The organism is Lipingzhangella halophila (assembly GCF_014203805.1).
In the GTDB taxonomy this organism is placed as follows: domain Bacteria; phylum Actinomycetota; class Actinomycetes; order Streptosporangiales; family Streptosporangiaceae; genus Lipingzhangella; species Lipingzhangella halophila.
Map to the genome: position 1 here is coordinate 1,720,266 of NZ_JACHJT010000001.1, position 25,633 is coordinate 1,745,898.

A 25,633-nucleotide genomic window follows, 5' to 3' on the forward strand; every position below is an offset into this window, starting at 1 on the left:
CGAGAGCCGTACAGTCCCGAGGTTCGAGTTCGGTGGGAATCGGGTTAAGGCCGGGCGCGGACACGTGGAACGGGGCGTGCGGTGCCCGCTGCGTCCGGCCGGTTCCGCGGTCGCGCCTCGCTCACCGGAGCGCCGGCTGGTCCAGGATGAGTGTCGCGGAGTCGGCGTCAAGGGTGGCCCGCACCCCAAGCGGGATCGTGAGCTGACCTTGGCAGTGGCCGAAGTTGAGCCCCCAGACGGCCGGGATCCCGAGTGGGCGCAGCCGCTCGGCCATCAGCTCCCGGACTGCCCTGGGCCCCGGTGGGCAGTCCGTCCACGACCCCAGCAACACTCCGGCGGCGCCCCGCAGCCACCCGCTGCGCAGCAGGTGCGTGAGCATCCGGTCCACCCGTGAGATGTCCTCACCGATGTCCTCCAGCAGGACGAGCCCGCCCTCGGCTGACGGGCGGCTGAACGGCGCCATCAGGCCGTCATTGAGCAAACTGAGGTTGCCGCCGATGGTCACGCCGCGCGCGGTGCCGCCGATCAGGGGCTCGGCCTTCGGTGAGGTCAGCCGCGGTCGCGACTCGGGCTCGAACAGGGTCGAGCGCAGCTCCTCGGCGGCCACGGGGTCGTCCACGAAGTACTGGCTGGCCACCACCGGACCGTGCAGTGTGACCACCCCCAGCTCGCGGGAGAAGGCCTCGTGCAGCGCCGTGATGTCGCTGAACCCCACGAGGATCTTGCGCTGGGCGCGTCGGAGCTCGGCGAAGTCCAGCAGGTCCAGCGTGCGGTGCGCGCCGTCGCCGCCGCGAGCGCACAGCACCGCCGCGGTGTCCGGATCGAGCCACGCCTGCCGCAGCCCGGCTGCGCGCGCGTCGTCGGTTCCGGCGAGATAGCGCAGTTTGGGGTGGCGGTCCCGGACGTGCGGGGCGAGAACCGGCTCCAGCCCCCAGCGGCGCAGTACGCGCAGCGCCGCGTCGAGCCGCCCCGGCGGCGCCGGGCTGCACGGTGCCGCCACCGAGACCCGGTCGCCCGGACGCAGCCGGCCCGGCCGGTGCGCTGTGGTGGCCTCGCTCACGGGCGCAGCTCCACGGTCGGGGTGTTTGTGGTGAACCCGAACACCTGTGCGTACAGCGACAGCTCGGCGTGCAGTGCCGCGCGGATTGTGGACTCCAGGCGGAAACCGTGCTGCTCGCCCTCGAAGGCGAGGTAGGCGTGCGGGATTCCGCGGCCCCGCAGCCGCTCCAGGAAACGCTCGCACTGCACGGGTGGGCAGATCTCGTCCTCCAGGCCCTGCAGCAGGACGAACGGGGCGGTGATCGACTCGGCCCGCCTGACGGGGGAGCGGTCCTCGTAGCGCTGCTTGGTCTGCGGCCACGGGCCGACCAGACTCTCCAGGTACCTCGACTCGAAGTCGTGCGTCTCGCCGGTGCGCCACCCGACCAGGTCCAGCACCGGGAACTTGATGGTGCCGCACCGGAAGGTGCTGGTTCCGGTCAGCGCCACCGCCGCGGTCCAGCCGCCCGCGCTGCCGCCCCGGATGGCCAGCCGCGCCGGGTCCGCCGCGCCCTCCTCGACCAGCGCCCGCGCCACGGAGACGCAGTCCTGCACGTCGACGATGCCCCAGTTGGCGCGCAGCCGCTCCCGGTAGGCGCGGCCGAACCCGGTCGACCCCCCGTAGTTCACCGCCACCACCCCGATGCCGCGGCTGGTGAAGTAGGCGACCTCCAGGTCATGGATCATCGGGGCACGTCCCGTCGGCCCGCCGTGCACCCACACCACATACGGCGGACGCTCGTTCCGCGGTGCGCTGTGCTCGGGATTGTGCGGCGGGTAGACGTTGGCGTGCACGTCGCGTTCGTCGGTGCCGGTGAAGACGCGCGCCTCGGGGCGGGGCAGCCATTGGGCGTAGGGGGCGTCCCGGGCTTCGCCGCTCCCGCGGGGGCGGCTCAGCGAGCGCCAGCTCCCGTCCGTCAACGAGACCGCGACCACCTCGGGGGCGACCGCGGGCGCGGCGGCGACCCCCAGGAGGGTGTCGCCCGCGGTTCCGGCGAGAGCGAGGCCGCCCCACCATTCGGTGTGCGGGGTGGCGGCATCAACGATCTCCCCCGAGGCCGGGCTCACCAGTCCGACCCGGGTGCTCGCGCGGCCGTGCACGGCGGCGATACGGCCGTCGTGCAGCGGCACCGACCAACGGCTCCCGAGCTGCCACAGTGGCCCGCCGAACTCCTCGGGACGCCGCACCAGGTTGACGGGCTCGCGCTCGACCCCGCCGTCCTCGGTCAGGCTGACCTGGTGCGGGTTCCACCACCCACCGGGGTCGGTGACACAGCACAGGGTCGCCGGGTCCATCCACTCGGCCTGGACCACGGCTTCGTCCTCGCCGCCGGCGACCGTGTGCACGGTCTCGGCGCGGCCCTCGCGCACGGTGGCCACGCGCAGCAGGGTGGCCTCCCACGGCATGTGCGGGTGGTCCCAACTGATCCAGGAGAGCCGCCGGCCGTCGGGCGAGAGCCGGGGGCAGGCCAGGAAGTGCTGGTCCCGCGCGACGGTACGGATCGCGTCGGGGTCGCCCGCGGCCGACCCGTCCAGCGGGACCGCCACGATCGATCGCGTGACGTCCGTGGGTGCGGGGCCGGTGTGGGCCTCGCGCACGCACCACACCTCCTCGCCGCCGGGCCCCACGATGAGTTCGGCGTAGCGGTGGGCGCACGGGACATCGGGATCCGGGGTGAGAGGGCGGGGAGCGGTGTCGGCGCCGGGGGAGTAGCGGTACAGCCGCTGGTCGCCGAACTCGCTGAACACCGCGACCGGTCCGGCGGTGCCGCGCGTCAGCACGTAGGGACGGCCGCCGTATTCGTGTACCCGGGTGCGCGCGTTCCACGGCGCGGGCAGTACCGTCTCGACCGCCGCGCCGGGCCGGTCGAGCCAGGTCCGGCGCAGCGCCACACGCCCGCCCTCCGCCGGCCGGGACTCGGCCCACCAGACCTCCTCGGCCAACGCGGCCGGCCAGCGGGGCGCCGCCTCGTGCTGGGCGACGGCGGCGGCGTCGATCGGCGAGGGCCAGGAACCGTAGGGGAGGGGACGCGTGGTCACCGGTGGCGATCCTTCCTCATTCGACGGTGGTCAGGAAGCGGTCGAGGACACGCACGCCGAACCGCAGCGCGTCGACGGGCACGCGCTCGTCCACACCGTGAAACAGCGCCTGGTAGTCCAACGACGGCGGGAGCCGCAACGGCACGAAGCCGTACCCGGTGATCCCCAGCTCCGCGAACTGTTTCGCGTCGGTGCCGCCGGACATGCAGAACGGCACCACGCGGGCGTCGGGTTCGTGGGTGACCAGCGCGGCGCGCATCGCCGCGAAGGTCGGGGTGTCGACCGGCGCCGCCAGGGGAACGGAATGGTGCACGTATTCCCAGGCAACGCGGTCTGAGGTGAGCGCGTCCAGGGTCGAGCGGAACTCGTCCTCGCCGTCCGGGAGCACCCGGCCGTCGACCCCCGCGGTCGCCGACTCCGGGATCACGTTGACCTTGTAGCCGGCGTCGAGCATGGTCGGGTTGGCGCTGTTGCGCACGGTCGGGCGCACGAGCGAGCCGGCGCTGCCCAGACGCTCCAGCGCCGCGTCGAGGTCGCGGTCCGGATCGAACCCCGGCGCGGCGAGACCGGTGTCCACCCCCACGGCGGCCGCGATCTCGGTGATGGCGGCGCGGGTGACGGGGGTCAGGCGCACCGGCCACCGGTGCTCGGCGATGCGGGCGACCGCCGCGGCCAGGGAGCTCACCGCGTTGTCGTCGTTGACCTTGGAGCCGTGCCCGGCGGTGCCCTTGGCCGTCAGCCGCAGCCAGGCGGTGCCGCGCTCTCCGGCCCCGATGGGGTACAGCCGCAGCGGCGCGCCGGACGCCGTCTCGGTGTGGAACGTGACTCCGCCCGACTCGCCGATCCCCTCGGTGCACCCCGCGAACAGTCCGGCATGCTCGCGCACCAGCCAGCTCGCGCCGTACGCGGCGCTGTCCTCCTCGTCGGCGGTGAAGGCCAGTACGACGTCGCGGCGGGGCCGCCACCCGGTCCGCGCCCAGGAGCGCACCAGCGCCAGCACCATGGCGACGGCGTTCTTCATGTCGATCGCGCCGCGGCCCCACAGCACCCCGTCGTGGACCTCGCCGGAGAACGGGTGCGTGCGCCATAGGGCAGGATCGGCGGGCACGACGTCGAGATGCCCGTGCACCAGCAGGGCCGGCACCAAGGGGTCGGTCCCGCTCACCCGGGTGACCACATTGGCCCGTCCCGGCGCGGACTCCAGCAGTTCCGGACGCAGACCGGCCTCGGTGAGCCGCTCCGCGACGTACTCCGCGGCCGGGCGCTCCCGGCCGTCACCACCACCGCGGTTGGTGGTGTCGATCCGGATGAGCTCGGAGGTGAACCGGATGACCTCGTCGTCGACGATCTGTTGATCGGCGCTTTCGTCGCTGACCACGCCTCGCGTCTCGCTCTCGTTCGCCGCGGATGCCGCCGTGCCTGTCGCCGCTGGCCGGTTCACCCGTAGGTGGACTCCACCGCGTTGGCGATGATGGTTGTCACGGCCTTGAAACAGCGGATCATTTCATAGGCGGAGGGCGCGGTGTAGCGCACACGCCGTTCCGCTGTCCGCTGCACGCCGGGGACGAGTGTGGCGGCCCCGGCGAGTTGCGCGGAGTCGACCTCCACGGACACGGTCATCGGGCTCGGGGGCACCGGTCCGACCCGGCCGGCGAGCGCCATGGCGGCCTCCGCGCCCGCCGAGATGTCATCGAAGGTCCGCGCGGGCGGCCGGCAGATCGCGGCGTACCGGGAGACGTGGTCCTTGACGGCCACTGTCCGGGCACGCGGCGCGTAGGTCGCGGCGTCCTCGCAGGCACGGTCGTCCCCGGTGACCAGCACGACCGGGGCGCCGTACTCGGCGACGACCCGGGCGTTGAGGCGCCCTTCGCTCGCGGGCTCGTCATCGAGCCACACCCCGGTGATGGAGTTCGGCAGGTAGGTGTGCGCGAGAACGCCGTCGGCCCCGGCGCCGCAGTGGTAGCCGAGGAACGCCACCCCGTCGAAGTCACCGCGCTGCACACCCTCGACCATGGAGAGGTCCTTGTGCCGTCCGGTGAGCATCGCGGCGCGCGCGTCCAACCGCTCAAGCAGCAGGTTGCGCATGGTGGCGTGCGCCTCATTGACCAGTACCTCGGTGGCACCGCCGGCGAAGAACCCCGCGATGGCGGCGTTGACGTCCGAGGTGAACATGGGGCGGCAGCGCTGCCACTGCTCCGTGCCCGGCTCGACGTCGGCAGACCAGGTGACCCCGGTCGCGCCCTCCATGTCGGCGGAGATAAGGATCCTCACGGGATCCGACCCTAAACCCCTGGCCGCCTTGGCGCGCTGAGCACCGCTGGTCCTCCCGGCGGCGCCGCGGAGATCGCTGGTGCTGTGGGCCGGGGCCGGCAACGCCGCGGCCCTCCGGCGGAGGCGGGCCGTCCGGAGGGGGCCCGAGCCCCTGACGTGTGCTGTTGTCGCCGTTCAGGTGACCTCAAAGTTGCCCATCATCATCATGTCCTCGTGTTCGAGGTTGTGGCAGTGGAACACGTAGGTGCCTTTCGGGCCGTCGAATCGGGCGATGATCCGGGCCTGTTCGGCCGGGCGCAGGTCGAGGGTGTCCTTCCAGCCGTGGTCGAACCTGCCCGGGCGCTTGGTGCCGCGGCCCAGGACCTGGAAGTGGACCAGGTGCAGGTGGATGGGGTGGTGGAAGTCGCCGTACAGGTGCCAGATCTCCACGGCTCCCTGCTTGGGCGCGGCGTGCGCGGAGTCGACGGAGAACGGCTCACCGTTGATGGTCCAGCCGCGCTGGCCGTCGATGGCCTGGGAACGGAACACCATGTCCCGCTCCACGGTGGCCGCTGCGGGGTCGAGCGGTTCGACGGTGGACAGCGAGTCCGGCACTGTCGAGTCGTCGCTCGCGGTGCGGGTGACACGGAACTCCATCACCCGCCGGGTGGAGCCGCCACCGAACTCGTTGACCAGCCGCACGCGCTGGCCCGCCCGGTAGCCGGAGAAGTCCACTACGACCTCCTGGCGTTCGGCGGACGCGAGGTCGAGGTGGGGGTGGGCGATCGGGGCGGCGAGCAGCCCGCCGTCGGACGCGATCTGGACGAACGGTTCCGTGACGCCGTCGGGGGCGGGGTCCAGGCGCAGCCGGAAGCGGCGGGCGTTGGAGGCGTTCAGGAACCGCAGGCGGTAGCGCACGGCGTCGACCTCGTAGAAGGGCCACGGTGTCCAGTTGACGAGGATGACATCGCCGAGCACACCGGCCTCGTAGGGTTCGGACACACCGGGTGTGGTGGTGAGGGTCTCGTCGACGCTCGGGTAGGCCAGGGAGCCGTCGGCTTCGAAGGAGCGGTCCATGAGGACCAGTGGCAGATCACGGTCCCCGTCCGGCAGGGGCAGGGCCTGTTCCTCGTCGTCGGTGACGATGTGGAGGCCGGCGAGGCCGCGCCAGACAGCCGGTCCGGTGAAGTCCATGCGGTGGTCGTGGTACCAGAGGGTGGCGGCGCGCTGGTCGTTGTCGTACTCGTAGACCCGCTCGCCGTGGCTCACGCGCCCGCCGTGGCCGTGCTCCGTGGTGGCGTCATCGGCGTCGACCGGGAGGATCAGGTCGGTCGGGTAACCGTCGTGCTCGGGTGGTGTGTGCCCGCCGTGCAGGTGGACCACCGTGGGTACGGGGAGCGCGTTGCGGTGCCGCACGGTGACCCGCCGTCCCCGCCGGGTCATGAGTGTGGGCCCGGGAACCAGGCCGTCGTACCCCCAGAGCTGAGTCTTGACACCGTCGAGGATCTCGGCCGTGGCCACCTTCTGGGTGATCTCGTAGACGTCTCCGGTGGTCGTGGAGCTGACGGGCTGAAGCACCGGTGGCAGCGTGAGCGGGGTGCGGAACGCCTCCGGGAGCGGGACCTGGCTGCGCAGCAGCGTGCCCGTGGAGGTGGATCCCCGGAAGGTGGTGCCGAGGGCCGCGGAACCACCGGCCGCGAGGACCGCGGCGCCGGTGCCGAGCAGGAAGGTTCGCCGTGAGGGCCCGCTCATGCTGTCTCCTCCGTCTCTGTGGTCCCGGTGAGTCGGCCGGTCGTGGAGCTGTGCACGGCGATGAGGACGGCAGCGGCGAGCATGGCCGCACCCAGGGGGACGTGCAGCGAGATCACCCGGCCGGCCCCGGCTCCGTTCTGTATCTGGTTGGCCACCAGCAGCCCCAGGGACGCCCAGAACGGCCACGCCCGTCCGTTGGTCTGCCAGCGCAGCAGCGCCCCGACTGCCACGGCGACGAACAGGAGCACGTCCGAGACGGTGGCCCCGAGCTGGTGCCAGCGCAGGGCCGGGTAGGTGCCCGACAGGAACTGTCCGGCCAGCACGGCCTGCCCGAGGTAGGCGACCACGACCAGGAACGCCAGCACACGGAACAGCCGCGCGAAGATGTGGCGGAGTCGACTTCTGGTTAGCATGTCTACAGCGTAGACTAACGCGGGTCGTGATGCTGGAATGGGACGGAGTATCCGGACTCCCCGGTCGCGTTCGCCGAACGCCTGACCGGGCCGCTGAAGGAGCTGGAGCAGTGCCGCGAGCAGGACTGACACGCGCCGCGATCGCCGCGGCGGCCCTGGAGCTGATCGACGAGAATGGCATCGCCGCGTTTTCCATGCGCAAGCTCGGCGCGCGCTTGGGCGTCGACCCCATGGCGGTATACCGCCACTTCCGCGATCAGGAAGACGTGTTCGACGCCGTGGCCGAGGCGATCTTCGACGAGATCGAGACCGACGCCCTGCCGTGGGAGGAGGGTTGGCGGGCGGTCGCCGAGCGGTACAGCTACGCCCTGCGTGACGTCCTGTTGGCTCACCCGAACGCGGTGGCGACGTTCGCCACCCGTCCGGTCCGGTCCCAGGCGTCGATCGATACGGGCGTGCGCATGATCGAGGTGTTCACCGCCGCGGGGTTCACACCGGGTGACGCGTTGCGGGTCTCGCGCAGCCTGCGCGAACTCACGATCGGCCACGCGCTCAGCCTGGCCACCGTCCGGCTGGGAGCACAGACACGCAGCCGCAAGCCCGATCCTGGCGCACCGGACTACAACGTCCTCGCCGAGGCAGCGGACGCCACAACGATCGACGACCACTTCGAGGTCGGCCTGGCGGCGATGCTCGACGGCTGCGACCACCTGCACGGGCCGCCGTCGGACCTCGGGCGGGACCCGTGAGCGTCGCGCCGCCGCACTACGGCAGGGTGAGGATCTCCGCGGAGTCGTCGGTGATGACGAGGGTGTGCTCGAACTGCGCGGTGCGCTTGCGGTCGGCGGTCACCGCGGTCCACCCGTCGTCCCAGACGTCGTAGTCGACCGTGCCCAGCGTGATCATCGGCTCGATCGTGAACGTCATCCCCGGCTGCATGATGGTGGTCGCCCGCGGGTCGTCGTAGTGCGGAACGGCCAGCCCGGAGTGGAACTCCGGGCCGACACCGTGACCGGTGAAGTCGCGCACCACGCCGTAGCCGAAGCGCTTGGCGTAGGACTCGATGACGCGGCCGATGACGTTGATCTGGCGTCCCGGACGGCAGGCCTTGATGGCGCGCATCATGGCCTCGTGCGTGCGCTCCACCAGAAGCCGGGACTCCTCTTCGGCGTCGCCCGCGAGGAAGGTCATGTTGGTGTCGCCGTGCACCCCGTGGATGTAGGCGGTGATGTCGATATTGAGGATGTCTCCGTCGGAGACGACGGTGTCGTCGGGGATACCGTGGCAGATGACTTCGTTCAACGATGAGCACAGGGACTTGGGGTATCCCTTGTACCCCAGAGTGCTCGGGTAGGCGCCGTGGTCGCAGAGGAACTCGTGGCCGACGCGGTCGAGCTCGTCGGTGGTCACGCCGGGTTCGACGTGCCGGCCCACCTCGCGCAGGGCCTGGGCGGCGATCTGGCCGGCGGCCCGCATAGCCTCGATGGTCTCGGGGCTCTGGAGGTCGCCGGAGACCCCCTCGACCGGGTGCTTCTTCCCGACGTACTCCGGCCGCGTGATGTGCGACGGGACCGAACGTGGTGGCGAGATGCGCCCGGGAACCAGCGGAGTAGTCATGACCATGGAGTGTAGTTCGTCGGCACCACTCAACGATCCGCGTTCCATGGCCGGTGCGCGGGTAAGAGGCCCGTGCACGCACGTGGAGACCGCACGATCCACGGAGGGAAGACGATGGGAGACCAGGAGCAGCCGAGCACCGAGAACCAGTGGTGGTACTGCCTGAGACACAGCCGGGCGGAGCAGGGCCCCGGATGCCCGAACAAGTACCGGCTCGGCCCCTACCCCGACGAGGCGGCGGCGGTCGAGGCGCTGCGCACAGTGGCGGAACGCAATGAGGCGTGGGACCAGGACGATAAGGACATATAACGGCACGGTTCCGCGCGGCCGGCGCCGCCGCGTCCGCTAGCCCGGGCTCCGCGGGCCGCTGACCACGTCGAGGAATCGCGACACCCGATCGCGTAGCCGGGGCCGGCGGGAGTCCTCCTGCTGCCCGGCCGCGCTGCTGACGAGGTGCTGTAGTCCGTCGAAGGTCAGCGGGGCGTCGCCGGCGGGCAGGCTGATCGCGTCGTGGGCGAGGGAGGCGAGGTCCCGGTCGCCCCGGTCGAGGGCGAGGATGGTGGTCCCGGTGCGTCGTGCGTCATCGACCCGTTCCAGGAGCGGGGCCGGGGCCTCCTCCGCCGGGTTCACGACGAAGAGCGTGTCGCCGCGCCGCGCCTCGGCGAGCCGGTCCAGGTCGATGCTGAGGTGCGGCGGGGCACCGGGCGGCGGGGACCAGCGCACCAGGTTCGGCGCGAGCTGGGGCAGTCCGGCGTAGCGGCTCTCGTCGCTGAGGTGGGCGGCCAGGTGCCACGGTTCGTCGTCGGGCGTGCCGACGAGCATCAGCCCGCCCGGGGAGCGCGTGTGGCGCAGGGAACGGGCGAGGTCCTCCACGCGTTGCAGCCATGATGTCGATGCCAGGATCTGGCGCAGGGCCAGCACGTGACGAGCTTCCACCCGACCCATGGTGCCTGACTCGGGCCGCTTCGCGCGTGCGCTTTGCTGGTCCGGGCACGCCTGTCCGCAGAACGATCTGGAAGGATCGGGGTCATGGCAGTTTCACCACACGAGGTCCCGGATGTCGCGGGACTGTCCATCGCCGTCCTGGGTGGCACTGGCGACCAGGGGCGCGGTCTGGCCCGGCGGTTCGCGCTCGCCGGCCACGAGGTGACCATCGGCTCGCGCAGCGCGGAGCGCGCACAGGCCGCCGCAGCGGACCTGGGCTCTGACCTGGGGGTAGGCGGGCTCGACAACGTGGGAGCGGCGGAGCGCGGGGACGTCGTTATCGTCGCTGTCCCCTGGGAGGGCCACAAGGAGCTTCTCGGGTCGCTGGAGGAGCCCCTAGCGGGCAAGATCGTCGTCGACTGCGTGAACCCGCTGGGCTTCGACAAGAAAGGCCCCTACCCGCTGGTGGTCGAGGAGGGCAGTGCCGCGCAGCAGGCCGAGGCGGTGCTGCCGCGCAGCCGGGTAGTCGGGGCGTTCCATCACGTCTCGGCGGTAACCCTGCTCGACCCCGAGGTCGACAAGGTCGACCTGGACATCCTGGTGCTCGGGGACGACCGCGACGCCACCGACGTCGTGCGCGGCCTGGCCGCCCGGATCCCCGGCTTCCGCGGCCTCTACGCCGGCCGGTTGCGCAACGCCCACCAAGTGGAGGCGATGACCGCCAACCTGATCGCCGTCAACCGCCGCTACAAGGCCCACGCCGGCATCCGCATCACCGACGTCTGAGACCCCATCCGCCGGTACGGCGCCGCGCGGGGGAGCGGTGGCCGGGCCGCGCGGTGCCGGAAGGCGCCGAACGTCACGCCCGGACCACCGCCGCCCGCGCTGCCCTCGTCGCGTGCGTGACCACGCGCGTGTGTCCCTCTGGTCCGGCTAGCTCACCCAGCTCTTGACCTTCTCGATCAGCGCGACCGGGTCCTGGCCCACGGGTGTGACGTTGAGCTGGGTCACGCCGGCCGCGCGGAACGCCTCGACGCGCTCGCGCACGTAGGACTCGGGGCCGACGAGGTTGGTCAGCTCGACCATCTCGTCCGGGACCGCCGCCGCGGCCTCGTCCTTCTTCCCGTCCAGGTAGAGGTCCTGGATCCGGTCGGCGGCCTCCTCGTAGCCGTAGCGGCGGGCCAGCGTGTTGTAGAAGTTCTTGCCCTTGGCGCCCATGCCGCCCACGTACAGGGCGATCTGCGGGCGGACGAGGTCGAGCACCTTCTTCGTCTCGGGGCCCTCACCGATCGCGAGGAGACCGCCCGCGGAGATCTCCAGCTCGCCGAGCGCGGGGTCGCGCTTGGCACGGCCCGCGGCCAGGGAGTCGCCCCAGACCTCGCCGGCCTTCTCCGGGATGAAGAAGATCGGCAGCCAGCCGTCGGCGATCTCGGCCGTGAGCGCGACGTTCTTCTCGCCCAGGGAGGCCAGGTAGATCGGCACCTCACTGCGGACCGGGTGGTTGATGATCTTCAGCGGTTTGCCCAGGCCGGTTCCCTGCTCGGGCGGCAGCGGCAGGGTGAAGACCTTGCCCTCGTGGGTGAGCCGCTCCTCGCGCGCCCAGATCTTGCGGCAGATCTCGACGATCTCGCGCGTGCGCGTGAGCGGCCTGTCGTAGGGGACGCCGTGCCAGCCCTCGATGACCTGAGGTCCGCTGGCGCCGAGGCCGAGGACGGCGCGGCCGTCGGAGAGGTAGTCCAGCCCGGCGGCGGTCTGCGCGATGAGCGTGGGGGTCCGGGAGTACAGCGGGAGGATGGCGGCGCCGATGTGCACACGCTCGGTCCGGGCGGCGATGTATCCCATGAGCGTCGGACTGTCGAACCCGTAGGCCTCGGCTACCCACACGGTGTCCAGTCCCGCCTTCTCCAGCTCGGCGACCTGGTCAACGGCCTGCTTCGGGTCACCGGCGTACTGCAGCGGCGTGGAGATGCGCATCGTGCCTCCGTCGTGTCAACGCTCCCGGTCAATCCCGAACTCTACTACCGAGTAGGAGTTCGGTGGCGAGGCCGGGTGGTGCCCTCCGGGCGGCCCCGCCCGGAGGGCACGCGCCGCTGCCGCGCACGCGGGATCAGAAGTAGGAGTGCTCCTCGCCGGGGAAACTGCCCGCGACGACCTCGTCGGCGAACGCCTTGGTCGCGTCCGAGAGTGTCTCGGTGAGGTTGGCGTAGGTCTTGACGAACTTGGCCACGTGCGGGCTCAGCCCGGCCATGTCCTGCCAGACCAGCACCTGGGCGTCGGTTCGCGCCCCGGCTCCGATGCCGATCGTGGGGATGGTGAGCTGCTCGGTGATCTCTGCCGCGACGCCGGTGGGCACGCACTCCAGGACGACCGAGAACGCGCCGGCGCGTTCGAGCTCCTTGGCGTCGGAGAGCAGGGCGGCCGCGTCGTCACCGCGCCCCTGGACCCGGTAGCCGCCCAGGGTGTGCACCGACTGCGGGGTGAGCCCGATGTGGCCCATCACCGGGATTCCCGCCGCGACCAGCGTCTCGACCTGGTGGGTGATCCGGTGGCCGCCCTCAAGCTTGACCGCGTGGGCGCCGCCCTCCTTCATGAACCGCGCGGCGGCGTCCAGGGCCTGCTCGGCAGAGCCCTGGTAGGAACCGAAGGGGAGATCGGCCACGACCATCGACCGGCTGGTCGAACGGGCGACGGCGGCGGTGAGGGGAACCAGGTCGTCGACGGTGACGGGGACGGTCGAGTCATAGCCGTAGACAACCATCGCGGCCGAGTCGCCGACGAGCAGTACCGGGATGCCGGCCTGGTCGAAGACGCGGGCGGTGAGGGCGTCGTAGGCGGTCAGCATCGGCCAGCGCTCGCCGTCCCGTTTCGCGCGCGCGATGTCGCGGACCGTGATCCGCCGGCTCGACGTGCCGCCGTAGAGGGCGGTGCTGGATGTGGACATGGTCATCTGCGTTCCTCCAATGTCTCGTGGCGCCGCAGTGGGCGTCCCCGGACGTGTGTAGGTAACGGGCCCGGCGGCATGGCCAGCCGGTGGGGCCAATCATCGCACGCGGGCGTCATGGCTGTTCCGCCGAGGGACAACCGTTCTCCGGGCCGTGCGCATTCCGCGGGGTCAGGGCCCTTTTCCCAGGAGCCGGAAACGACCGCGGAACCGGGATGCGACCGGTGGGGCGCGGGGTTACACCGGGTGGACGCGCGGCGCGAAAAGCAGTTGCGAAACGGAACTGTTCCGTATTGGATTGGGTAGCGACGCACCGCAGTGAGCCTTGGAGGGTTCGTGGATCGCGAGACCGTGCACCGGCGGCGCTGGGTCATCCTGGCCGTGCTCATCACCAGCCTGCTCATCGTGGTGTTGGACCACTCCATCCTGAACGTCGCGCTCCGCGTGATCTCCGATCCCAACGAGGGGCTCGGCGCGAGCCAGAGCCAGCTCGCCTGGGCGATCAACTCCTACTCCCTCGTTTTCGCCGGGATGCTGTTCACCTGCGGTGTCATCGGGGACCGGGTCGGGCGCAAGCGCATGCTGATGTTCGGACTGGCGCTCTTCGGCCTCGCCTCCCTGGTTTCCGCCTACGCCCAAAGCCCGGAGCAGCTCATCTTGGCGCGCGCCTTCATGGGACTGGGCGGGGCGGCCGTCATGCCGCAGACCCTCGCCATCATCACCAACGTCTTCAGCGCCGAGGAACGAGGGCGGGCGATCGGGGTCTGGGCGGGTGCGGTCGGCCTCGCCCTGGGAATCGGGCCACCCCTGGGCGGGCTGCTGCTGGCCAACTTCTGGTGGGGGTCGGTCTTCCTGATCAACGTGCCCATCGTGGGCATCGGCCTGGTGCTCCTGGCCGTCCTGGTTCCGGAGTCGCGCAACGAGACGCCCGGCAGGCTGGACCCGGCGGGGGTGCTGCTCTCCATCGTCGGACTGGTCCTGCTGGCCTACGGAATCATCAGGGCGGGGGAGCAGAGCTCGCTGGCCAGTCCCGGGGTGTACGGGAGCATCCTGGGCGGGCTGGCCGTCCTCATCGTGTTCGTGCTGCACGAGGCACGTACCGAGAACCCGGCCCTCAACGTCCGGTTGTTCCGCAGCGCGCGGCTGAGCGTGGCCATCGTCACGATCATGATGATGTTCTTCGCCATGTCCGGCGTGCTGTTCTTCATGAACTTCTACTGGCAGAGCGTGCGCGAGTTCAGCCCTCTCCAGGCGGGCCTGCTGGTGCTGCCGCTCGCCGTGGCGCAACTGGTCGTCGCGCCGCTGGCGCCGCACCTGGTGGCGCGGTTCGGGCCCAGGCTCATCGCCACCGTCGGCATCCTGCTGGCCTCCGGTGCGCTGGGCTCCTACGCGTTCCTGGACACCAACACCCCGGTGTGGATGATCGAGGTCGCGTTCTTCGTGCAGGGCACAGGAATGGCGATGGTGATGCCGCCGGCGACCGAGTCGATCATGGCGTCGGTGCCCAGGGAACAGGCGGGCGCGGCCTCGGCGGTGCAGAACACGGTCCGCCAGGTATCGACCGCCATGGGCGTGGCCGTGCTCGGCGCCCTGATCTCCATGGTCTACCGGTCCGGGATCGACCCGCACCTGGCCGGGCTGCCCGCCGGCATGCGCCGCTCGGGTGGGGAGTCCATCGAGGGGACAATGGCCGTCGCCCGCCGGCTGGGTGAGGAGGGCACCGCACTGGTGGCCCCGGCGAAGGAGGCGTTCCTGTCCGGAATGCACCTCGCCGCGCTCTGCTCGTTCGTGACCGGGATGGTATGCATGGTCATCGTGCTGATCTGGCTGCCCCGGCGCAACCCCCGGCCCGAGGACCAGGATGCCTCCCACCAGGAGGACGGACAGAGGGAGGCCGAGGGCGCGGCCGGGCGGGAAGCGCGGCGGAACCGCCAGGAAGCGATCCCCACCGGCCGGAGGAAGTGAGCCCGATGGACACCTCCCTGCACCCACCGGGGCGCCCTCGCAGCCAGCGGGCCAACGACGCGATCCTGAAAGCGGCGCTGGAGCTGCTGGCCGAGCAGAAGAACCTCGCCGACGTCTCGGTCGAGGCAATCGCGGCGCGGGCGGGCGTGGGCAAGGCGACCATCTACCGGCGCTGGAGCTGCAAGGGCGAGCTGCTGACCGCTGCCGTGGCCACGCTGCGCCCGCCGCTTCCCGAGGTGGGGAACGAGTCCGTCCGCGACGACCTCGTGGAGCTCGTGACGCAGATCTGCCGCGACATGGACAGTCCGCTCGACATGGCGATCCGCGGCCTGCTGCTCAGCGACACCCACCCCGAGATCATCGACCGGATCAAACGCACCGTCTTCGCCCCGCGCGAGGAGGCCATCCACGCGGTACTGCGCCGCGGCATCGCCTCGGGCGAGCTGCGCCCCGGGCTGGAACCCGCCGTCGTGCAGCGGATGCTCGTCGGCGGAGCCCTGGCCGGCCGGGGCTCGGAACCCGCTGGTTCGCACCGTGCCTACGCCGAGCGCCTCGTCGACACCGTCCTCGACGGTGCCAGGACCGCGGCCGGCGCGTAACCGGGCCGAAAGGCGTCCGGCCCGGTCACGCGCGTGCCCTCTAGAGCGTGGGCAGGTACCGTTGCAGCTCGTACTGGGTGACCTGGCGGCGGTAGGACTCCCACTCGGCCTTTTTGTTGCGCAGGAAGAAGTCGAAGACGTGCTCGCCGAGAGTGTCGGCCATCAGCTCGCTGCCTTCCAGGGCGCGGATGGCCTCGTCGAGGCTCTGCGGCAGCGGTGAGATGCCCAACGCGCGGCGCTCGGAGTCGGTGAGCGCCCAGACGTCGTCCTCGGCGCCGGGCGGCAGCTCGTAGCCCTCCTCGATCCCCTTGAGTCCGGCCGCGAGGATCGCGGCGTAGGCGAGGTAGGGGTTGCACGCGGTGTCGACCGAGCGGAACTCGATCCGGCTGGAGTTGCTCTTGGTGGGCTTGTACATCGGAACCCGCACCAGGGCCGAACGGTTGTTGTGCCCCCAGCACACGTAGGCCGGTGCCTCGCCGCCCGCTCCCGCGGAGGCGGCGGCGTTGTCCCAGAGCCGCTTATAGGAGTTGACCCACTGGTTGCACACCGCTGTGATCTCGGCGGAGTGCCGCAGCAGCCCGGCGATGAAGCCCCGGCCGACCTTGGACATCTGGTACTCGGCGCCCGGCTCGTGGAAGGCGTTGGCGTCGCCCTCGAACAGCGACATGTGCGTGTGCATGCCGGAGCCCGGGTGGTCGGTGAAGGGCTTGGGCATGAACGTGGCGTAGACGCCCTGCTCCATGGCCACTTCCTTCATCACCAGACGGAACGTCATGATGTTGTCGGCGGTGGTCAGAGCGTCGGCGTAGCGCAGGTCGATCTCCTGCTGGCCCGGGCCGCCCTCGTGGTGGCTGAACTCCACCGAGATGCCCATGGCCTCAAGCATGTTGATGGCGTTGCGCCGGAAGTCGTGCGCGCTGTTGTGCGGGGTGTGGTCGAAGTACCCGCCGGAGTCGTTGGGCTCCGGGACCTCGCCTTCCCCCGGCATCTTCTTCAGCAGGTAGAACTCGATCTCGGGGTGGGTGTAGAACGTGAACCCGAGATCGGAGGCCTTGCTGAGCTGCCGCTTGAGCACGTGGCGCGGGTCGGCGTAGCTGGGAGAGCCGTCGGGCATCAGGATGTCGCAGTACATCCGCGCCGTCCCGTGCGGCTCGTTGCGCCACGGGAGAACCTGGAACGTCGAGGGGTCGGGCTGGGCCAGCATGTCGGCCTCGTACACCCGGGCGAACCCTTCGATCGCGGACCCGTCGAACCCGATGCCCTCGGTGAACGCGGCTTCCAGCTCCGCTGGCGCGACTGCGACCGACTTGAGGTACCCGAGCACATCGGTGAACCACAGCCGGACGAACCGGATATCGCGCTCCTCCAGGGTCCGGAGCACGAATTCCTGCTGTCGATTCACGGCCCACCTTCCTTGCGTTGACCTGCATGCCCGGGCCGCTGTGCGTGGCCTCGACACCTTTGTACCTTCCAGTCTGCCGTGCCGAGATTTCCGCCGCATTAACGTCGCCGGGCTGAGGGGGTCGCGCCCCTCACGTCGGACTCTGGCACATCGCGCGTTGCCCGCACCCTATGCGGCGCAGCCCAGGTCAGGGCTGGCGACTATCCTCGAGGTGTGGCTCAACTGAGAATCGCGATGGCGCAGGTAAACCCCACAGTAGGCGATCTGGCCGGCAACAGCGGGATCGTGGTCGAGCGGACACGGGAGGCATCCGAGGCGGGAGCGCATCTCGTGGTGTTCCCCGAGATGGTTGTCACCGGCTACCCCGTGGAGGACCTGGCTCTGCGCAACTCGTTCGTCTCCGCCTCGATCAAGGCGACGCACGAGCTGGCCGAGCGGCTCGCCGACGAAGGGCTGGGCGACATCCCGGTCGTGGCGGGCTTCCTGAACCGCCGCGAGGGCCTGGGTGCGCGCTTCGGGCAGCCCGCCGGCGCGCCGCAGAACTCCGCGGCGCTGCTGCACCAGGGCGGGGTCCGGGTCGTCTCGGCAAAGCACCACCTCCCCAACTACGGGGTGTTCGACGAGTTCCGGAACTTCGTGCCCGGCGACGTCCTGCCCGTGGTGCGGGTGGGCGGTGTGGACGTCGCCTTTGCGGTGTGCGAGGACCTCTGGCAGGAGGGCGGACCCGTCGCCGCCGCGCGCGAGGCGCAGGCCGGCATGCTGGTCACCATCAACGGCTCCCCCTACGAGCGCGAGAAGGACAACGTCCGGCTGGAGCTGTGCCAGCGCCGCGCGCGCGAGATCGGTATCCCGGTCGGCTACGTGAACATGAGCGGCGCGCAGGACGAGCTGATCTTCGAGGGCGACTCGCTGATCGTCGACTCCACCGGCGAGCTGGTGGCGCGTGCCCCGCGGTTCGAGGACACGCTGCTCGTCACCGACCTGCGCCTGCCCGAGGCCGCGCAGGACGAGCCGCCGACCGTCCCTGAGAGCGGGATTCGGGTCGTCCGGTACACCGCCTCCGCGGACGTCTTCGCGTCGTACCCGCCGCTTGAGCCGGTGGTGGCCCCGCGCCCGGACCCCACCTCCGACGTCGGGGAGGTATACCGGGCCCTGGTCACCGGGCTGCGCGACTACGCCGCGAAGAACGGTTTCTCCTCGGCCCTGATAGCCCTGTCGGGCGGGATCGACTCCGCGGTTACCGCGACCATCGCCGTGGACGCGCTGGGCGCCGGCAACGTGCACGGCCTGCTGCTCCCCAGCAAGTACTCCAGCGACCACTCGGTGTCCGACGCCGAGGAGCTGGTACGGCGGCAGGGCGTCAACGGCCGCACGGTGCAGGTCCAGCCCGTGGTCGACGCCTTCGAGAACGCCCTTGAGGTCAGCGGAGTGGCGGCGGAGAACCTGCAGGCCCGGGTGCGCGGGACGCTGGTGATGAGCCTGTCGAACGAGGAGGGCCACCTGGTGCTGGCCACCGGGAACAAGAGCGAGCTGGCCACCGGGTACTCCACCCTCTACGGCGACTCGGTCGGCGGCTACGCCCCCATCAAGGACTGCTGGAAGACCCTGGTGTGGGAGCTGGCGCGGTGGCGCAACGCCCATGCGGAGAGCACGGGGGAGGCACCGCCCATCCCGGAGGGCTCCATCTCCAAGCCGCCGAGCGCGGAGCTGCGCCCCGGCCAGTACGACACCGACACGCTGCCCGACTACGACCTGCTCGACACGCTGCTCGACGCCTACATTGGTACCGACCGGGGGCTGCGCGAGCTCACCGCGGCCGGGTTCGACCCCGCGCTGGTCGAGCGGGTGATCACGCTGGTCGACCGCGCGGAGTACAAGCGGCGGCAGTACCCGCCCGGTCCCAAGATCAGTTCGCGCAACCTCAGCCGCGACCGGCGACTGCCGATCACCAACCGCTGGACGCCGTGAGCGCAGCGCTCCCGGTTGTGGGATAGGTGGTTTTCGGCTCTCCTGCGTGTCACTACCCGTATTTGACCAGGTACTCGTAGTTACCTGGATCCGGGCGTCCGCAATTGGGACGATGTCGCGTCTGAGGGGGAGCTGATGGTCGTGGGCGAGAGCGTCACTTCTACCCTGGAGCGCTGCGCGCTGGGATCGGTACTGGCGGGGGTGATCATCGTGGCCGGCGCGCTCGCCCCGCCGGCCACGGCGCAGGACGGCGGTAAGGAAGGAGTCCCCGAGACCGGCCCCCCGGCGCTGTCGATCGATCTCAACGGGGAGGCCAACCGGCTGGCGGCGGGCGAGGAGATCGAGTACACCCTCAGCCTGGCCAACGACGGTGACCACGCGGTGCGCGGCGCCACCCTGTCCCAGAGCCTTCCCGAGCAGTTGGAGGTGGTCTCGGCGGGTGACGCGGCGGAACAGTCCGACGGGTTCGTCGGCTGGGAGGTCAACCTCGCGCCCGGCGAGGCGGTCCAGCGCGAGCTGCGCGTCCGGGTCGGCGAGGACGCGGGGGACGAGTGGCGCCTCGCGACGACCGCCTGCGCGCAGATCACGGCGCAGAGCCCGCCCGTTGTCTGCGCCACCGACGCCAGCCTGCTCGACGCGCGGTCGCCCACCGAGTCCAAGCCCGCCCCCGTCGCACAGGAGAGCAGGCTCTCGCCGGCTAAGATCGCCGGTGTGGCAGTGGTGCTCGGTGTAGTCATCGCCTCCATCGTGGCGGCCCTGGTCGCCCAGTGGCGGTACCGGCCGGCGGGCCGCCACTGAGCACCGGACGCCTGGGCCCCAGCCGCCGCGGTGCGGTCGGTGCCGCGGCACCGGCGTTCCCCGTCCCGGGCGCCGCGGTTACTACAAATCGTAGTAACGTGCGGGCATGGAATTCCTCTACTCCTCCCTTGTCTTCCTGCATCTGCTCGGTATGGCCGGCATTCTGAGCGGCTTTTTGATGCAGCTCATGACCGAGAGCGCCAAGGCGCCCAAGTCGATCCTGCACAGCTCCCTGCTCCAGCTCGTCACGGGGCTGCTTCTGGTGGGGGTGGCCGAGATGGGCGCCGAGGCCGAGATCAACCACTTCAAGATCGGCGTGAAGCTGCTCGTCGCGCTGGTGGTGGCCGTGGTCGCGCTGCTCGACGTGCGCAAGCCGACCACCGGACTCGCCGCCACAGCGGGTGCCCTGGCCATCCTCAACGTCGGGATCGCGGTCTTCTGGTAGCCCCGGCCGCGCCCGTGGCACCCCCGGCGGTCCGCGCCGCCGGGGGCGTTGCCTCAGTCGTCGTAGAACAGCCGCTCCATCACCGCGCGGGCGCGCCGGGTGGCCCGCCGGTAGTCCTGCAGGAGGCGCCCGCTGGGACCCTCGCTCTCGTCGTCGCTGCGGTACCCCAAGGCGCCCGCCAGCGCGGCTCGTTCGCGCAGGTCAGTAGGTATGGAGTCGCCGCCCTTCCCGCGAACGAGCATGATGGCCCCGCGGACCCGCGAGGCCAGGCGCCAGGCGGCCCGCAGAACCTCGGCGTCCTCCGCCGTGATCAGCTCTTCCTCCGTGGCAACCCGCAGCGCGCCGAGGGTGCCCGTGGTGCGCAGTGCGGGAATTTCGTGCGCGTGCCGCATCTGGGTCAGTTGCACGACCCACTCCACATCGGAAAGCCCGCCGCGGCCCAGCTTGGTGTGCAGCGTGGGATCGGCGCCGCGCGGTAGCCGTTCGGCCTCCATGCGCGCCTTGAGCCGGCGGATCTCGCGCACCGCGGACTCGGTCACGCCGCCCGCCGGGTACCGGAGGGGGTCGACCAGCTCGACGAACCGTTCCCTCAGGCCGATGTCGCCGGCCACTGGTGCCGCGCGCAGCAGGGCCTGGCTCTCCCAGGTCGAGGACCAACGGCGGTAGTAGGCCGCGTAGGAGTCCAGGGAGCGCACCAGCGGGCCGTTCTTGCCCTCTGGGCGCAGGTCGGCGTCCATGCGCAGTGGCGGGTCGGCGGCCGGCATCTCCAGCAGCCGGCGCAGCTCCCGCACCACGGCGTTCGCCTCGCCACTGGCCTTGGCGGGCTCGGCTCCGGGCACCGGGTCGTGCACGAACATCACGTCGGCGTCGCTGGCGTAGGTGATCTCGTTACCGCCGAAACGCCCCATGGCGATCACGCACATCCGGGTGCACGGCTCGGCACCCGACTCCTCCGCCACGCGCTGGCGGGCAGTACGCAGCGCGGCCTCGATCGTCACCGCCGCGACGGTGGTGAGCGCGTCGCCCACCTCGTCGATGTCGGCGATCCCCAGCAGGTCGGCGGCGGCGGTCCGGAGCAGCTCGCGCCGGCGCAGTGCGCGCACCGCGGCCACGGAGTTCTCCGCCGTCCCGTGCCGCCGCAGCGCGGCGCTGGCCTCGGCCGCGAGCCCTGAGGCGGGCCGCCGGACCAGGTCCTCGTCGTTGGCGAGAGTGGCCACCGCCTCGGGGGCGCGCAGCAGCAGGTCGGTGGCGTAGCGGCTGGTGCCCAGCAGCCACGCCATGCGCTCGGCCACCCGGATGTCATCGCGCAGCAGCCGCAGGTACCACGGCGTCGTGCCCAGCGCCTCGCTGACCTGGCGGAACCCGAGAAGACCGGCGTCGGGCCGCGGGGCCTCGGAGAACCAGCCGAGCATCACCGGCAGCAGCGTGCGCTGGATGGCCGCGCGCCGGGACACCCCGCTGGTGAGCGCCTCAAGGTGGCGCAGTGCGCCCGCGGGGTCGTCGAACCCCAGCGCCTCAAGGCGGTCGCCGGCCTGCTCCGGGGTGAGCCGGGCCTCCTCGCCGGGCAGCCGCGCCACCGCGTGCAGCAGCGGCCGGTAGAACAGCTTCTCGTGCAGCCGCCGCACCTCGGCGGCCACCCGCCGCCACTCCGCGATCAGCTCGCTGACCGGGTCGGCGGTGAACCCCATGGCGCGCCCGAGCCGGCGCAGTTGGGCCGCGCCGTCCGCGGAGTCCGTTCCGGGCAGCAGGTGGGTCCGGCGCAGCCGGTGCAGCTGGAGCAGGTGTTCGACCCGGCGCAGGAACCGGTAGGCGGCGGACAGCCCGGCGGCGTCCTCCCGGCCGACGTAGCCCCCCGCCGACAGTGCCTCCAGCGCCTCCAGGGTATTGCCAGAGCGCAGGCTGGGGTCGCTGCGGCCGTGCACGAGCTGCAGCAGTTGCACGGAGAACTCGATGTCGCGCAGCCCGCCGGGACCCAGCTTGATCTCGCGGTCGGCGCCGTCCGGAGGCAGGTGCGCCTCGACCCGCCGGCGCATGCTCTGGACCTCATCCACGAAGTTCGGCCGGTTGACGGAGGCCCACACGATCGGGGTGATCGCCGCGGCGTAGGCGGCGCCCAGCTCGGCATCGCCGGCGATCGGCCGGGCCTTCAGCAGTGCCTGGAACTCCCAGTTCTTCGCCCAGCGCTCGTAGTAGCTCAGGTGCCCGGACAGCGGGCGTACCAGCGGGCCGTTCTTGCCCTCTGGGCGCAGCCCGGCGTCGACCTCCCAGAGCCGGCCCCCGTCCTCGGTCTCGGCGGGGATGCGCATCATGACCGACGCGAGCCGGGCGGCGGCGCGCATGGCGGCCTGCTCGTCGGCGTCCTCGGTTGGCTCGGCGACAAAGACGACATCGACGTCGCTGACGTAGTTGAGCTCCCGCCCGCCGCACTTGCCCATGCCGATGACGGCGAGCCGGCACAGCGCCGCGTCCTCGGGGTGCCGCGCACGGGCGACCGCCAGCGCGGCGTCAAGGGTCGCCGCGGCCAGGTTGGCGAGCTCGGCGGAGGTGGTGTCGAGGTCGCCGGAGCCGGTGAGGTCGCGCCCGGCCAGCCGGAGAACCCGGCGGCGGTAGGCGACGCGCAGGTTGTGCTCGGGCCCCTTGGCGGCGTCGTGGGCGAGGGTGGCCGCGGGCGCGGTCGCGTTGGGGTCGGCGCCCACCGTGTGCATCATGCCGGCGCGCAGCTCGGCCGCGCCGGGTGCGCGCGTCGCATCGGGGCCGCGCAGCTCGTGCCAGTCGCCGGGGTGGACCACGAGGTGGTCGGTGAGCGCCGCGCTCGCGCCGAGTACCCGGACCAGCCGGCTGCGCAGGTCGGGATCCTCGCGCAGGGCGTCGCGCAGCTCGTCGGGAGCGGGATCGTTCTCCAGCAGCCGGGTGAGGCCCAGCAGGGCCAGGTCGGGGTCCGCGGCCCGGCCGAGCTCGTCGATGATCCGGCCGTGCCGCTCGACGGAGATTCCCGCGGCCCGCAGTAGGCTCGCCGCCCGGTCGCTGTCGCCGAACCCGCGCCGCGCGAGCTCGCCCGCTGTCATCGTGAAACCATCCCGAGCCACCACGCCAATCACCGTAGCCCGTCGGCCGGTCCCTTGGCGGCGCGGACCCCGGCTTTGGCGTGCCGCTCGTGAAGCGGGCCCCGCTCATCGGTGATCTTGCGGGTTTCGTTTCTTCGCAGCGCGGTCGAGTTTCGGGGTTCTGCCACCCGCATGCGCGCGGCCCGACAACAGTGGCGAGGACGGTGGGTGGGCTGGCCTGCGGTGGTCGGTTCTGGTGCCCGAGGGCGGTGGCCCCGACGAAAGCAGCAACGAAGACACCGGGCGGGCCAGCCCCCGGGGTATCGGTACGGGTGCCCGCCGGTGGTGCGTGTAACGGGGGTGGTGCGGGCGTTCTCGGGGCGGAAACCGGCCCCACACCGCGCCGTTCCCCATCGAAGGTGACCGTGCGGACATCCTCAGCGCCGAGAATGTCCGCACAGACACCCTCGATGCGTCCCGCCGCCGGGCGGGAGCACTGACGCCCGCAAAGGGATGAGTCCCGCAGAACCGGCGGACCGTCGCTGCTCCCGTCGGGTAGCGCCACCACCGGGCACCCGTAGCGATCACCAGGGGCGGGCCCACCACCGCCTTCGTCGCTGCCCCCTCGGGTGCGCCGCCATCGGGCACCCGTAGCGATTACCGGGGGCGGGCCCACACCGTCCTCGCCCGCCCCCGACATCCCACCAGCGCCCTGAAGGACCGAAATCCGCACGATCAACGCCCAGCCCCATGCCCCCAGGCACCGAACGAGGTGCTACTAGCAGTCGTAGTAGAGCTCGAACTCGCGCGGGTGCGGGCGCAGCCGCAGGGAGTCGATCTCCTCGGTGCGCTTGTACTCGATGTAGGTCTCGAGCAGGTCCTCGGTGAAGACGCCGCCTTCGAGCAGGAACTCGTGGTCCTTCTCCAGGGCGTCGAGCGCCTCGTCGAGTGAGGCGGGAACCGTCTGGATCGAGGTGGCCTCGGCGGGCGGCAGCTCGTAGAGGTCCTTGTCGACCGGCTCCGGCGGCTCGATCTTGTTCTTGATGCCGTCAATGCCCGCCATCAGCATCGCGGAGAACGCGAGGTAGGGGTTGGCCGACGGGTCCGGCACCCGGAACTCCAGGCGCTTGGCCTTGGGGTTGTCGCCGGTGAGCGGGATGCGGATGCAGGCGGACCGGTTGCGCTGCGAGTACACCAGGTTGATCGGGGCCTCGTAGCCCGGAACCAGGCGGTGGTAGGAGTTCACCGTCGGGTTGGACAGCGCCAGCAGCGCGGGCGCGTGCTTGAGGAGCCCGCCGATGTAGAAGCGCGCGGTGTCGGAGAGCTGGGCGTAGCCCGACTCGTCGAAGAACAGCGGCTCGCCGTCCTTCCACAGGCTCTGGTGGCAGTGCATGCCCGAGCCGTTGTCCCCGAATACGGGCTTGGGCATGAAGGTGACCGACTTGTCGGCAGCGTAGGCCGTGTTCTTCACGATGTACTTGTAGAGCTGCACGGTGTCGGCGCTCTTGAGCATGGTGTCGAACTTGAAGTCGATCTCGGCCTGGCCCGCGGTGCCGACCTCGTGGTGCTGGATCTCGACGTCGATGTCGGCCTCGATCAGGTTGCGCACCATCGTGGAGCGGAGGTCGCTGTAGTGGTCGACCGGCTCGACGGGGAAGTAGCCACCCTTGTAGCGGGGGCGGTAGCCCAGGTTCGACCCGCCGTTCTGGGTGCCGGTGTTCCAGGCGCCCTCGACGGAGTCGATGTAGTAGAAGCTCGCGTTCTCCTGGGTCTGGAACCGGACGTCGTCGAAGATGTAGAACTCGGCCTCGGGACCGAAGAACACGGTGTCGGCGATACCGGAGCCCTTGAGGTACGCCTCGGCCTTGCGCGCGACGTTGCGCGGGTCGCGGCTGTAGGACTCCCGGGTGAACGGGTCGTGCACGAAGAAGGTGAGGTTCAGCGTCTTGTGCTCACGGAACTTGTCCAGCACGGCCGTGCTGAAGTCCGGCAGCAGCAGCATGTCCGATTCGTGGATGGCCTGGAACCCCCGGATGGAGGAGCCGTCGAACATCAGGCCTTCGTCGAACGTTCCGGCGTCGACGTGCTCGATGGGGAGCGTGAAATGGTGTGTTGACCCGAACAGGTCGGTGAACCGGACGTCAAGAAACTTGACGTCCTCGTTCCGGGTGAAGGCCAGAAGCTCTTCGGCGCTGCTGAACAAGTTGTACCTCCGTGCAGATGTCAGAGGTAACGCGGAACGCCGTCCGCTGTTTCGGGCGAACGGCTCCGGCACGTCACCTCTCGGCCACGTCAACGACGGTAGGAGCAGGCCGTTTCCCAGCCATGTCTCCAATGTTTCGCGCGTGTTACAGGGGTGGAGGTTTTCCCTGCCCAGCGTGCGTTGCCAAAGATTCGTGCGAATCGGATAGCCGGACCCGCGACACCGGGGAAGCAA

General features: G+C 71.0%; 21 protein-coding genes. 8 read left to right on the plus strand and 13 right to left on the minus strand.

Annotated elements, in window-relative coordinates; genetic code table 11:
• Positions 1 to 121 precede the first annotated feature (121 nt).
• The 6 genes from F4561_RS07780 to F4561_RS07805 all read right to left on the minus strand — a co-directional run bounded on the left by F4561_RS07780 (position 122) and on the right by F4561_RS07805 (position 7,493).
• Positions 122 to 1,060, minus strand: a complete 939-nt coding sequence (locus tag F4561_RS07780) for a S66 peptidase family protein (RefSeq protein WP_184576165.1) — start codon at positions 1,058 to 1,060, stop codon at positions 122 to 124.
• Positions 1,057 to 3,078 carry a S9 family peptidase gene (locus F4561_RS33620; protein ID WP_184576167.1) on the minus strand — a complete coding sequence of 674 codons (2,022 nt, stop codon included), beginning with the start codon at positions 3,076 to 3,078 and terminating at the stop codon, positions 1,057 to 1,059. Before F4561_RS33620 ends, F4561_RS07780 begins: the two co-directional genes overlap by 4 nt.
• A 16-nt stretch (positions 3,079 to 3,094) precedes the next feature.
• The gene (locus F4561_RS07790) at positions 3,095 to 4,456 is read right to left on the minus strand and encodes a M20/M25/M40 family metallo-hydrolase (protein WP_184576169.1); all 1,362 of its coding nucleotides are present in this window, start codon (positions 4,454 to 4,456) and stop codon (positions 3,095 to 3,097) included.
• Positions 4,457 to 4,515: 59 nt separating this feature from the next.
• Positions 4,516 to 5,349 (minus strand): M55 family metallopeptidase, encoded by an 834-nt coding sequence (locus tag F4561_RS07795; protein WP_184576171.1) that lies wholly within the window; start codon positions 5,347 to 5,349, stop codon positions 4,516 to 4,518.
• A 174-nt stretch (positions 5,350 to 5,523) separates the two neighbouring features.
• Positions 5,524 to 7,080: a multicopper oxidase family protein gene (locus tag F4561_RS07800; RefSeq protein ID WP_184576173.1), complete on the minus strand. Its 1,557-nt coding sequence runs from the start codon at positions 7,078 to 7,080 to the stop codon at positions 5,524 to 5,526.
• Positions 7,077 to 7,493, minus strand: a complete 417-nt coding sequence (locus tag F4561_RS07805) for a hypothetical protein (RefSeq protein ID WP_184576175.1) — start codon at positions 7,491 to 7,493, stop codon at positions 7,077 to 7,079. Before F4561_RS07805 ends, F4561_RS07800 begins: the two co-directional genes overlap by 4 nt.
• A gap of 110 nt (positions 7,494 to 7,603) precedes the next feature.
• Between F4561_RS07805 and F4561_RS07810 the strand changes: the two genes are divergently transcribed.
• Positions 7,604 to 8,242 (plus strand): TetR/AcrR family transcriptional regulator C-terminal domain-containing protein, encoded by a 639-nt coding sequence (locus tag F4561_RS07810; protein ID WP_184576177.1) that lies wholly within the window; start codon positions 7,604 to 7,606, stop codon positions 8,240 to 8,242.
• Between the two features lie 16 nt (positions 8,243 to 8,258).
• Here F4561_RS07810 and map read toward each other — a convergent pair whose 3' ends face one another.
• Complete coding sequence (map, locus tag F4561_RS07815) at positions 8,259 to 9,110, minus strand: type I methionyl aminopeptidase (protein ID WP_221445402.1); 852 nt, start codon at positions 9,108 to 9,110, stop codon at positions 8,259 to 8,261.
• A 114-nt stretch (positions 9,111 to 9,224) separates the two neighbouring features.
• On the opposite strand from map, the gene F4561_RS07820 reads away from it, so the two are divergent.
• Positions 9,225 to 9,419 carry a hypothetical protein gene (locus F4561_RS07820; protein WP_184576181.1) on the plus strand — a complete coding sequence of 65 codons (195 nt, stop codon included), beginning with the start codon at positions 9,225 to 9,227 and terminating at the stop codon, positions 9,417 to 9,419.
• Positions 9,420 to 9,455: 36 nt separating this feature from the next.
• Here the strand turns inward: F4561_RS07820 and F4561_RS07825 are convergent, their stop codons facing one another.
• Positions 9,456 to 10,055 (minus strand): hypothetical protein, encoded by a 600-nt coding sequence (locus F4561_RS07825; protein WP_184576183.1) that lies wholly within the window; start codon positions 10,053 to 10,055, stop codon positions 9,456 to 9,458.
• A gap of 84 nt (positions 10,056 to 10,139) precedes the next feature.
• Here F4561_RS07825 and npdG point away from each other — a divergent pair, with 84 nt between their 5' ends.
• Positions 10,140 to 10,820: an NADPH-dependent F420 reductase gene (npdG, locus tag F4561_RS07830; protein WP_184576185.1), complete on the plus strand. Its 681-nt coding sequence runs from the start codon at positions 10,140 to 10,142 to the stop codon at positions 10,818 to 10,820.
• A 147-nt stretch (positions 10,821 to 10,967) separates the two neighbouring features.
• Here the strand turns inward: npdG and F4561_RS07835 are convergent, their stop codons facing one another.
• Entirely contained in the window at positions 10,968 to 12,008 is a 1,041-nt protein-coding gene (locus F4561_RS07835) for an LLM class F420-dependent oxidoreductase (RefSeq protein WP_184576187.1), read from the minus strand.
• Positions 12,009 to 12,141: 133 nt separating this feature from the next.
• Positions 12,142 to 12,981: a 3-methyl-2-oxobutanoate hydroxymethyltransferase gene (gene panB / locus F4561_RS07840; RefSeq protein WP_184576189.1), complete on the minus strand. Its 840-nt coding sequence runs from the start codon at positions 12,979 to 12,981 to the stop codon at positions 12,142 to 12,144.
• Between the two features lie 330 nt (positions 12,982 to 13,311).
• On the opposite strand from panB, the gene F4561_RS07845 reads away from it, so the two are divergent.
• Positions 13,312 to 14,940, plus strand: a complete 1,629-nt coding sequence (locus F4561_RS07845) for an MFS transporter (protein ID WP_184576191.1) — start codon at positions 13,312 to 13,314, stop codon at positions 14,938 to 14,940.
• Positions 14,941 to 14,945: 5 nt separating this feature from the next.
• Entirely contained in the window at positions 14,946 to 15,539 is a 594-nt protein-coding gene (locus tag F4561_RS07850; RefSeq protein ID WP_184576193.1) for a TetR/AcrR family transcriptional regulator, read from the plus strand.
• Positions 15,540 to 15,579: 40 nt separating this feature from the next.
• Here the strand turns inward: F4561_RS07850 and F4561_RS07855 are convergent, their stop codons facing one another.
• A complete protein-coding gene (locus F4561_RS07855; protein WP_184576195.1) occupies positions 15,580 to 16,941 on the minus strand; it encodes a glutamine synthetase family protein in 1,362 nt (453 codons plus the stop codon).
• Between the two features lie 213 nt (positions 16,942 to 17,154).
• On the opposite strand from F4561_RS07855, the gene F4561_RS07860 reads away from it, so the two are divergent.
• From F4561_RS07860 to F4561_RS07870, 3 genes are all read left to right on the plus strand, one after another.
• Positions 17,155 to 18,909, plus strand: a complete 1,755-nt coding sequence (locus F4561_RS07860; protein ID WP_312885183.1) for an NAD+ synthase — start codon at positions 17,155 to 17,157, stop codon at positions 18,907 to 18,909.
• A gap of 135 nt (positions 18,910 to 19,044) precedes the next feature.
• Positions 19,045 to 19,707, plus strand: a complete 663-nt coding sequence (locus tag F4561_RS07865) for a COG1361 family protein (RefSeq protein ID WP_184576197.1) — start codon at positions 19,045 to 19,047, stop codon at positions 19,705 to 19,707.
• A 106-nt stretch (positions 19,708 to 19,813) separates the two neighbouring features.
• Positions 19,814 to 20,152: a hypothetical protein gene (locus tag F4561_RS07870; RefSeq protein ID WP_184576199.1), complete on the plus strand. Its 339-nt coding sequence runs from the start codon at positions 19,814 to 19,816 to the stop codon at positions 20,150 to 20,152.
• A 53-nt stretch (positions 20,153 to 20,205) separates the two neighbouring features.
• Here F4561_RS07870 and F4561_RS07875 read toward each other — a convergent pair whose 3' ends face one another.
• Both F4561_RS07875 and glnA read right to left on the minus strand, forming a co-directional pair.
• A complete protein-coding gene (locus F4561_RS07875) occupies positions 20,206 to 23,217 on the minus strand; it encodes a bifunctional [glutamine synthetase] adenylyltransferase/[glutamine synthetase]-adenylyl-L-tyrosine phosphorylase (protein WP_184576201.1) in 3,012 nt (1,003 codons plus the stop codon).
• Positions 23,218 to 23,974: 757 nt separating this feature from the next.
• Positions 23,975 to 25,399, minus strand: a complete 1,425-nt coding sequence (glnA, locus tag F4561_RS07880) for a type I glutamate--ammonia ligase (protein WP_184576203.1) — start codon at positions 25,397 to 25,399, stop codon at positions 23,975 to 23,977.
• Positions 25,400 to 25,633: the final 234 nt, after the last annotated feature.

Coding starts and splice junctions, on each gene's coding strand:
- F4561_RS07800 (WP_184576173.1), bottom strand. CDS start 7,080: ATGAGCGGGCCCTCACGGCGAACCTTCCTGCTCGGCACCGGCGCCGCG.
- F4561_RS07805 (WP_184576175.1), bottom strand. CDS start 7,493: ATGCTAACCAGAAGTCGACTCCGCCACATCTTCGCGCGGCTGTTCCGT.
- map (WP_221445402.1), bottom strand. CDS start 9,110: ATGACTACTCCGCTGGTTCCCGGGCGCATCTCGCCACCACGTTCGGTC.
- F4561_RS07820 (WP_184576181.1), top strand. CDS start 9,225: ATGGGAGACCAGGAGCAGCCGAGCACCGAGAACCAGTGGTGGTACTGC.
- F4561_RS07825 (WP_184576183.1), bottom strand. CDS start 10,055: ATGGGTCGGGTGGAAGCTCGTCACGTGCTGGCCCTGCGCCAGATCCTG.
- npdG (WP_184576185.1), top strand. CDS start 10,140: ATGGCAGTTTCACCACACGAGGTCCCGGATGTCGCGGGACTGTCCATC.
- F4561_RS07835 (WP_184576187.1), bottom strand. CDS start 12,008: ATGCGCATCTCCACGCCGCTGCAGTACGCCGGTGACCCGAAGCAGGCC.
- panB (WP_184576189.1), bottom strand. CDS start 12,981: ATGACCATGTCCACATCCAGCACCGCCCTCTACGGCGGCACGTCGAGC.
- F4561_RS07850 (WP_184576193.1), top strand. CDS start 14,946: ATGGACACCTCCCTGCACCCACCGGGGCGCCCTCGCAGCCAGCGGGCC.
- F4561_RS07865 (WP_184576197.1), top strand. CDS start 19,045: ATGGTCGTGGGCGAGAGCGTCACTTCTACCCTGGAGCGCTGCGCGCTG.
- F4561_RS07870 (WP_184576199.1), top strand. CDS start 19,814: ATGGAATTCCTCTACTCCTCCCTTGTCTTCCTGCATCTGCTCGGTATG.
- F4561_RS07875 (WP_184576201.1), bottom strand. CDS start 23,217: ATGACAGCGGGCGAGCTCGCGCGGCGCGGGTTCGGCGACAGCGACCGG.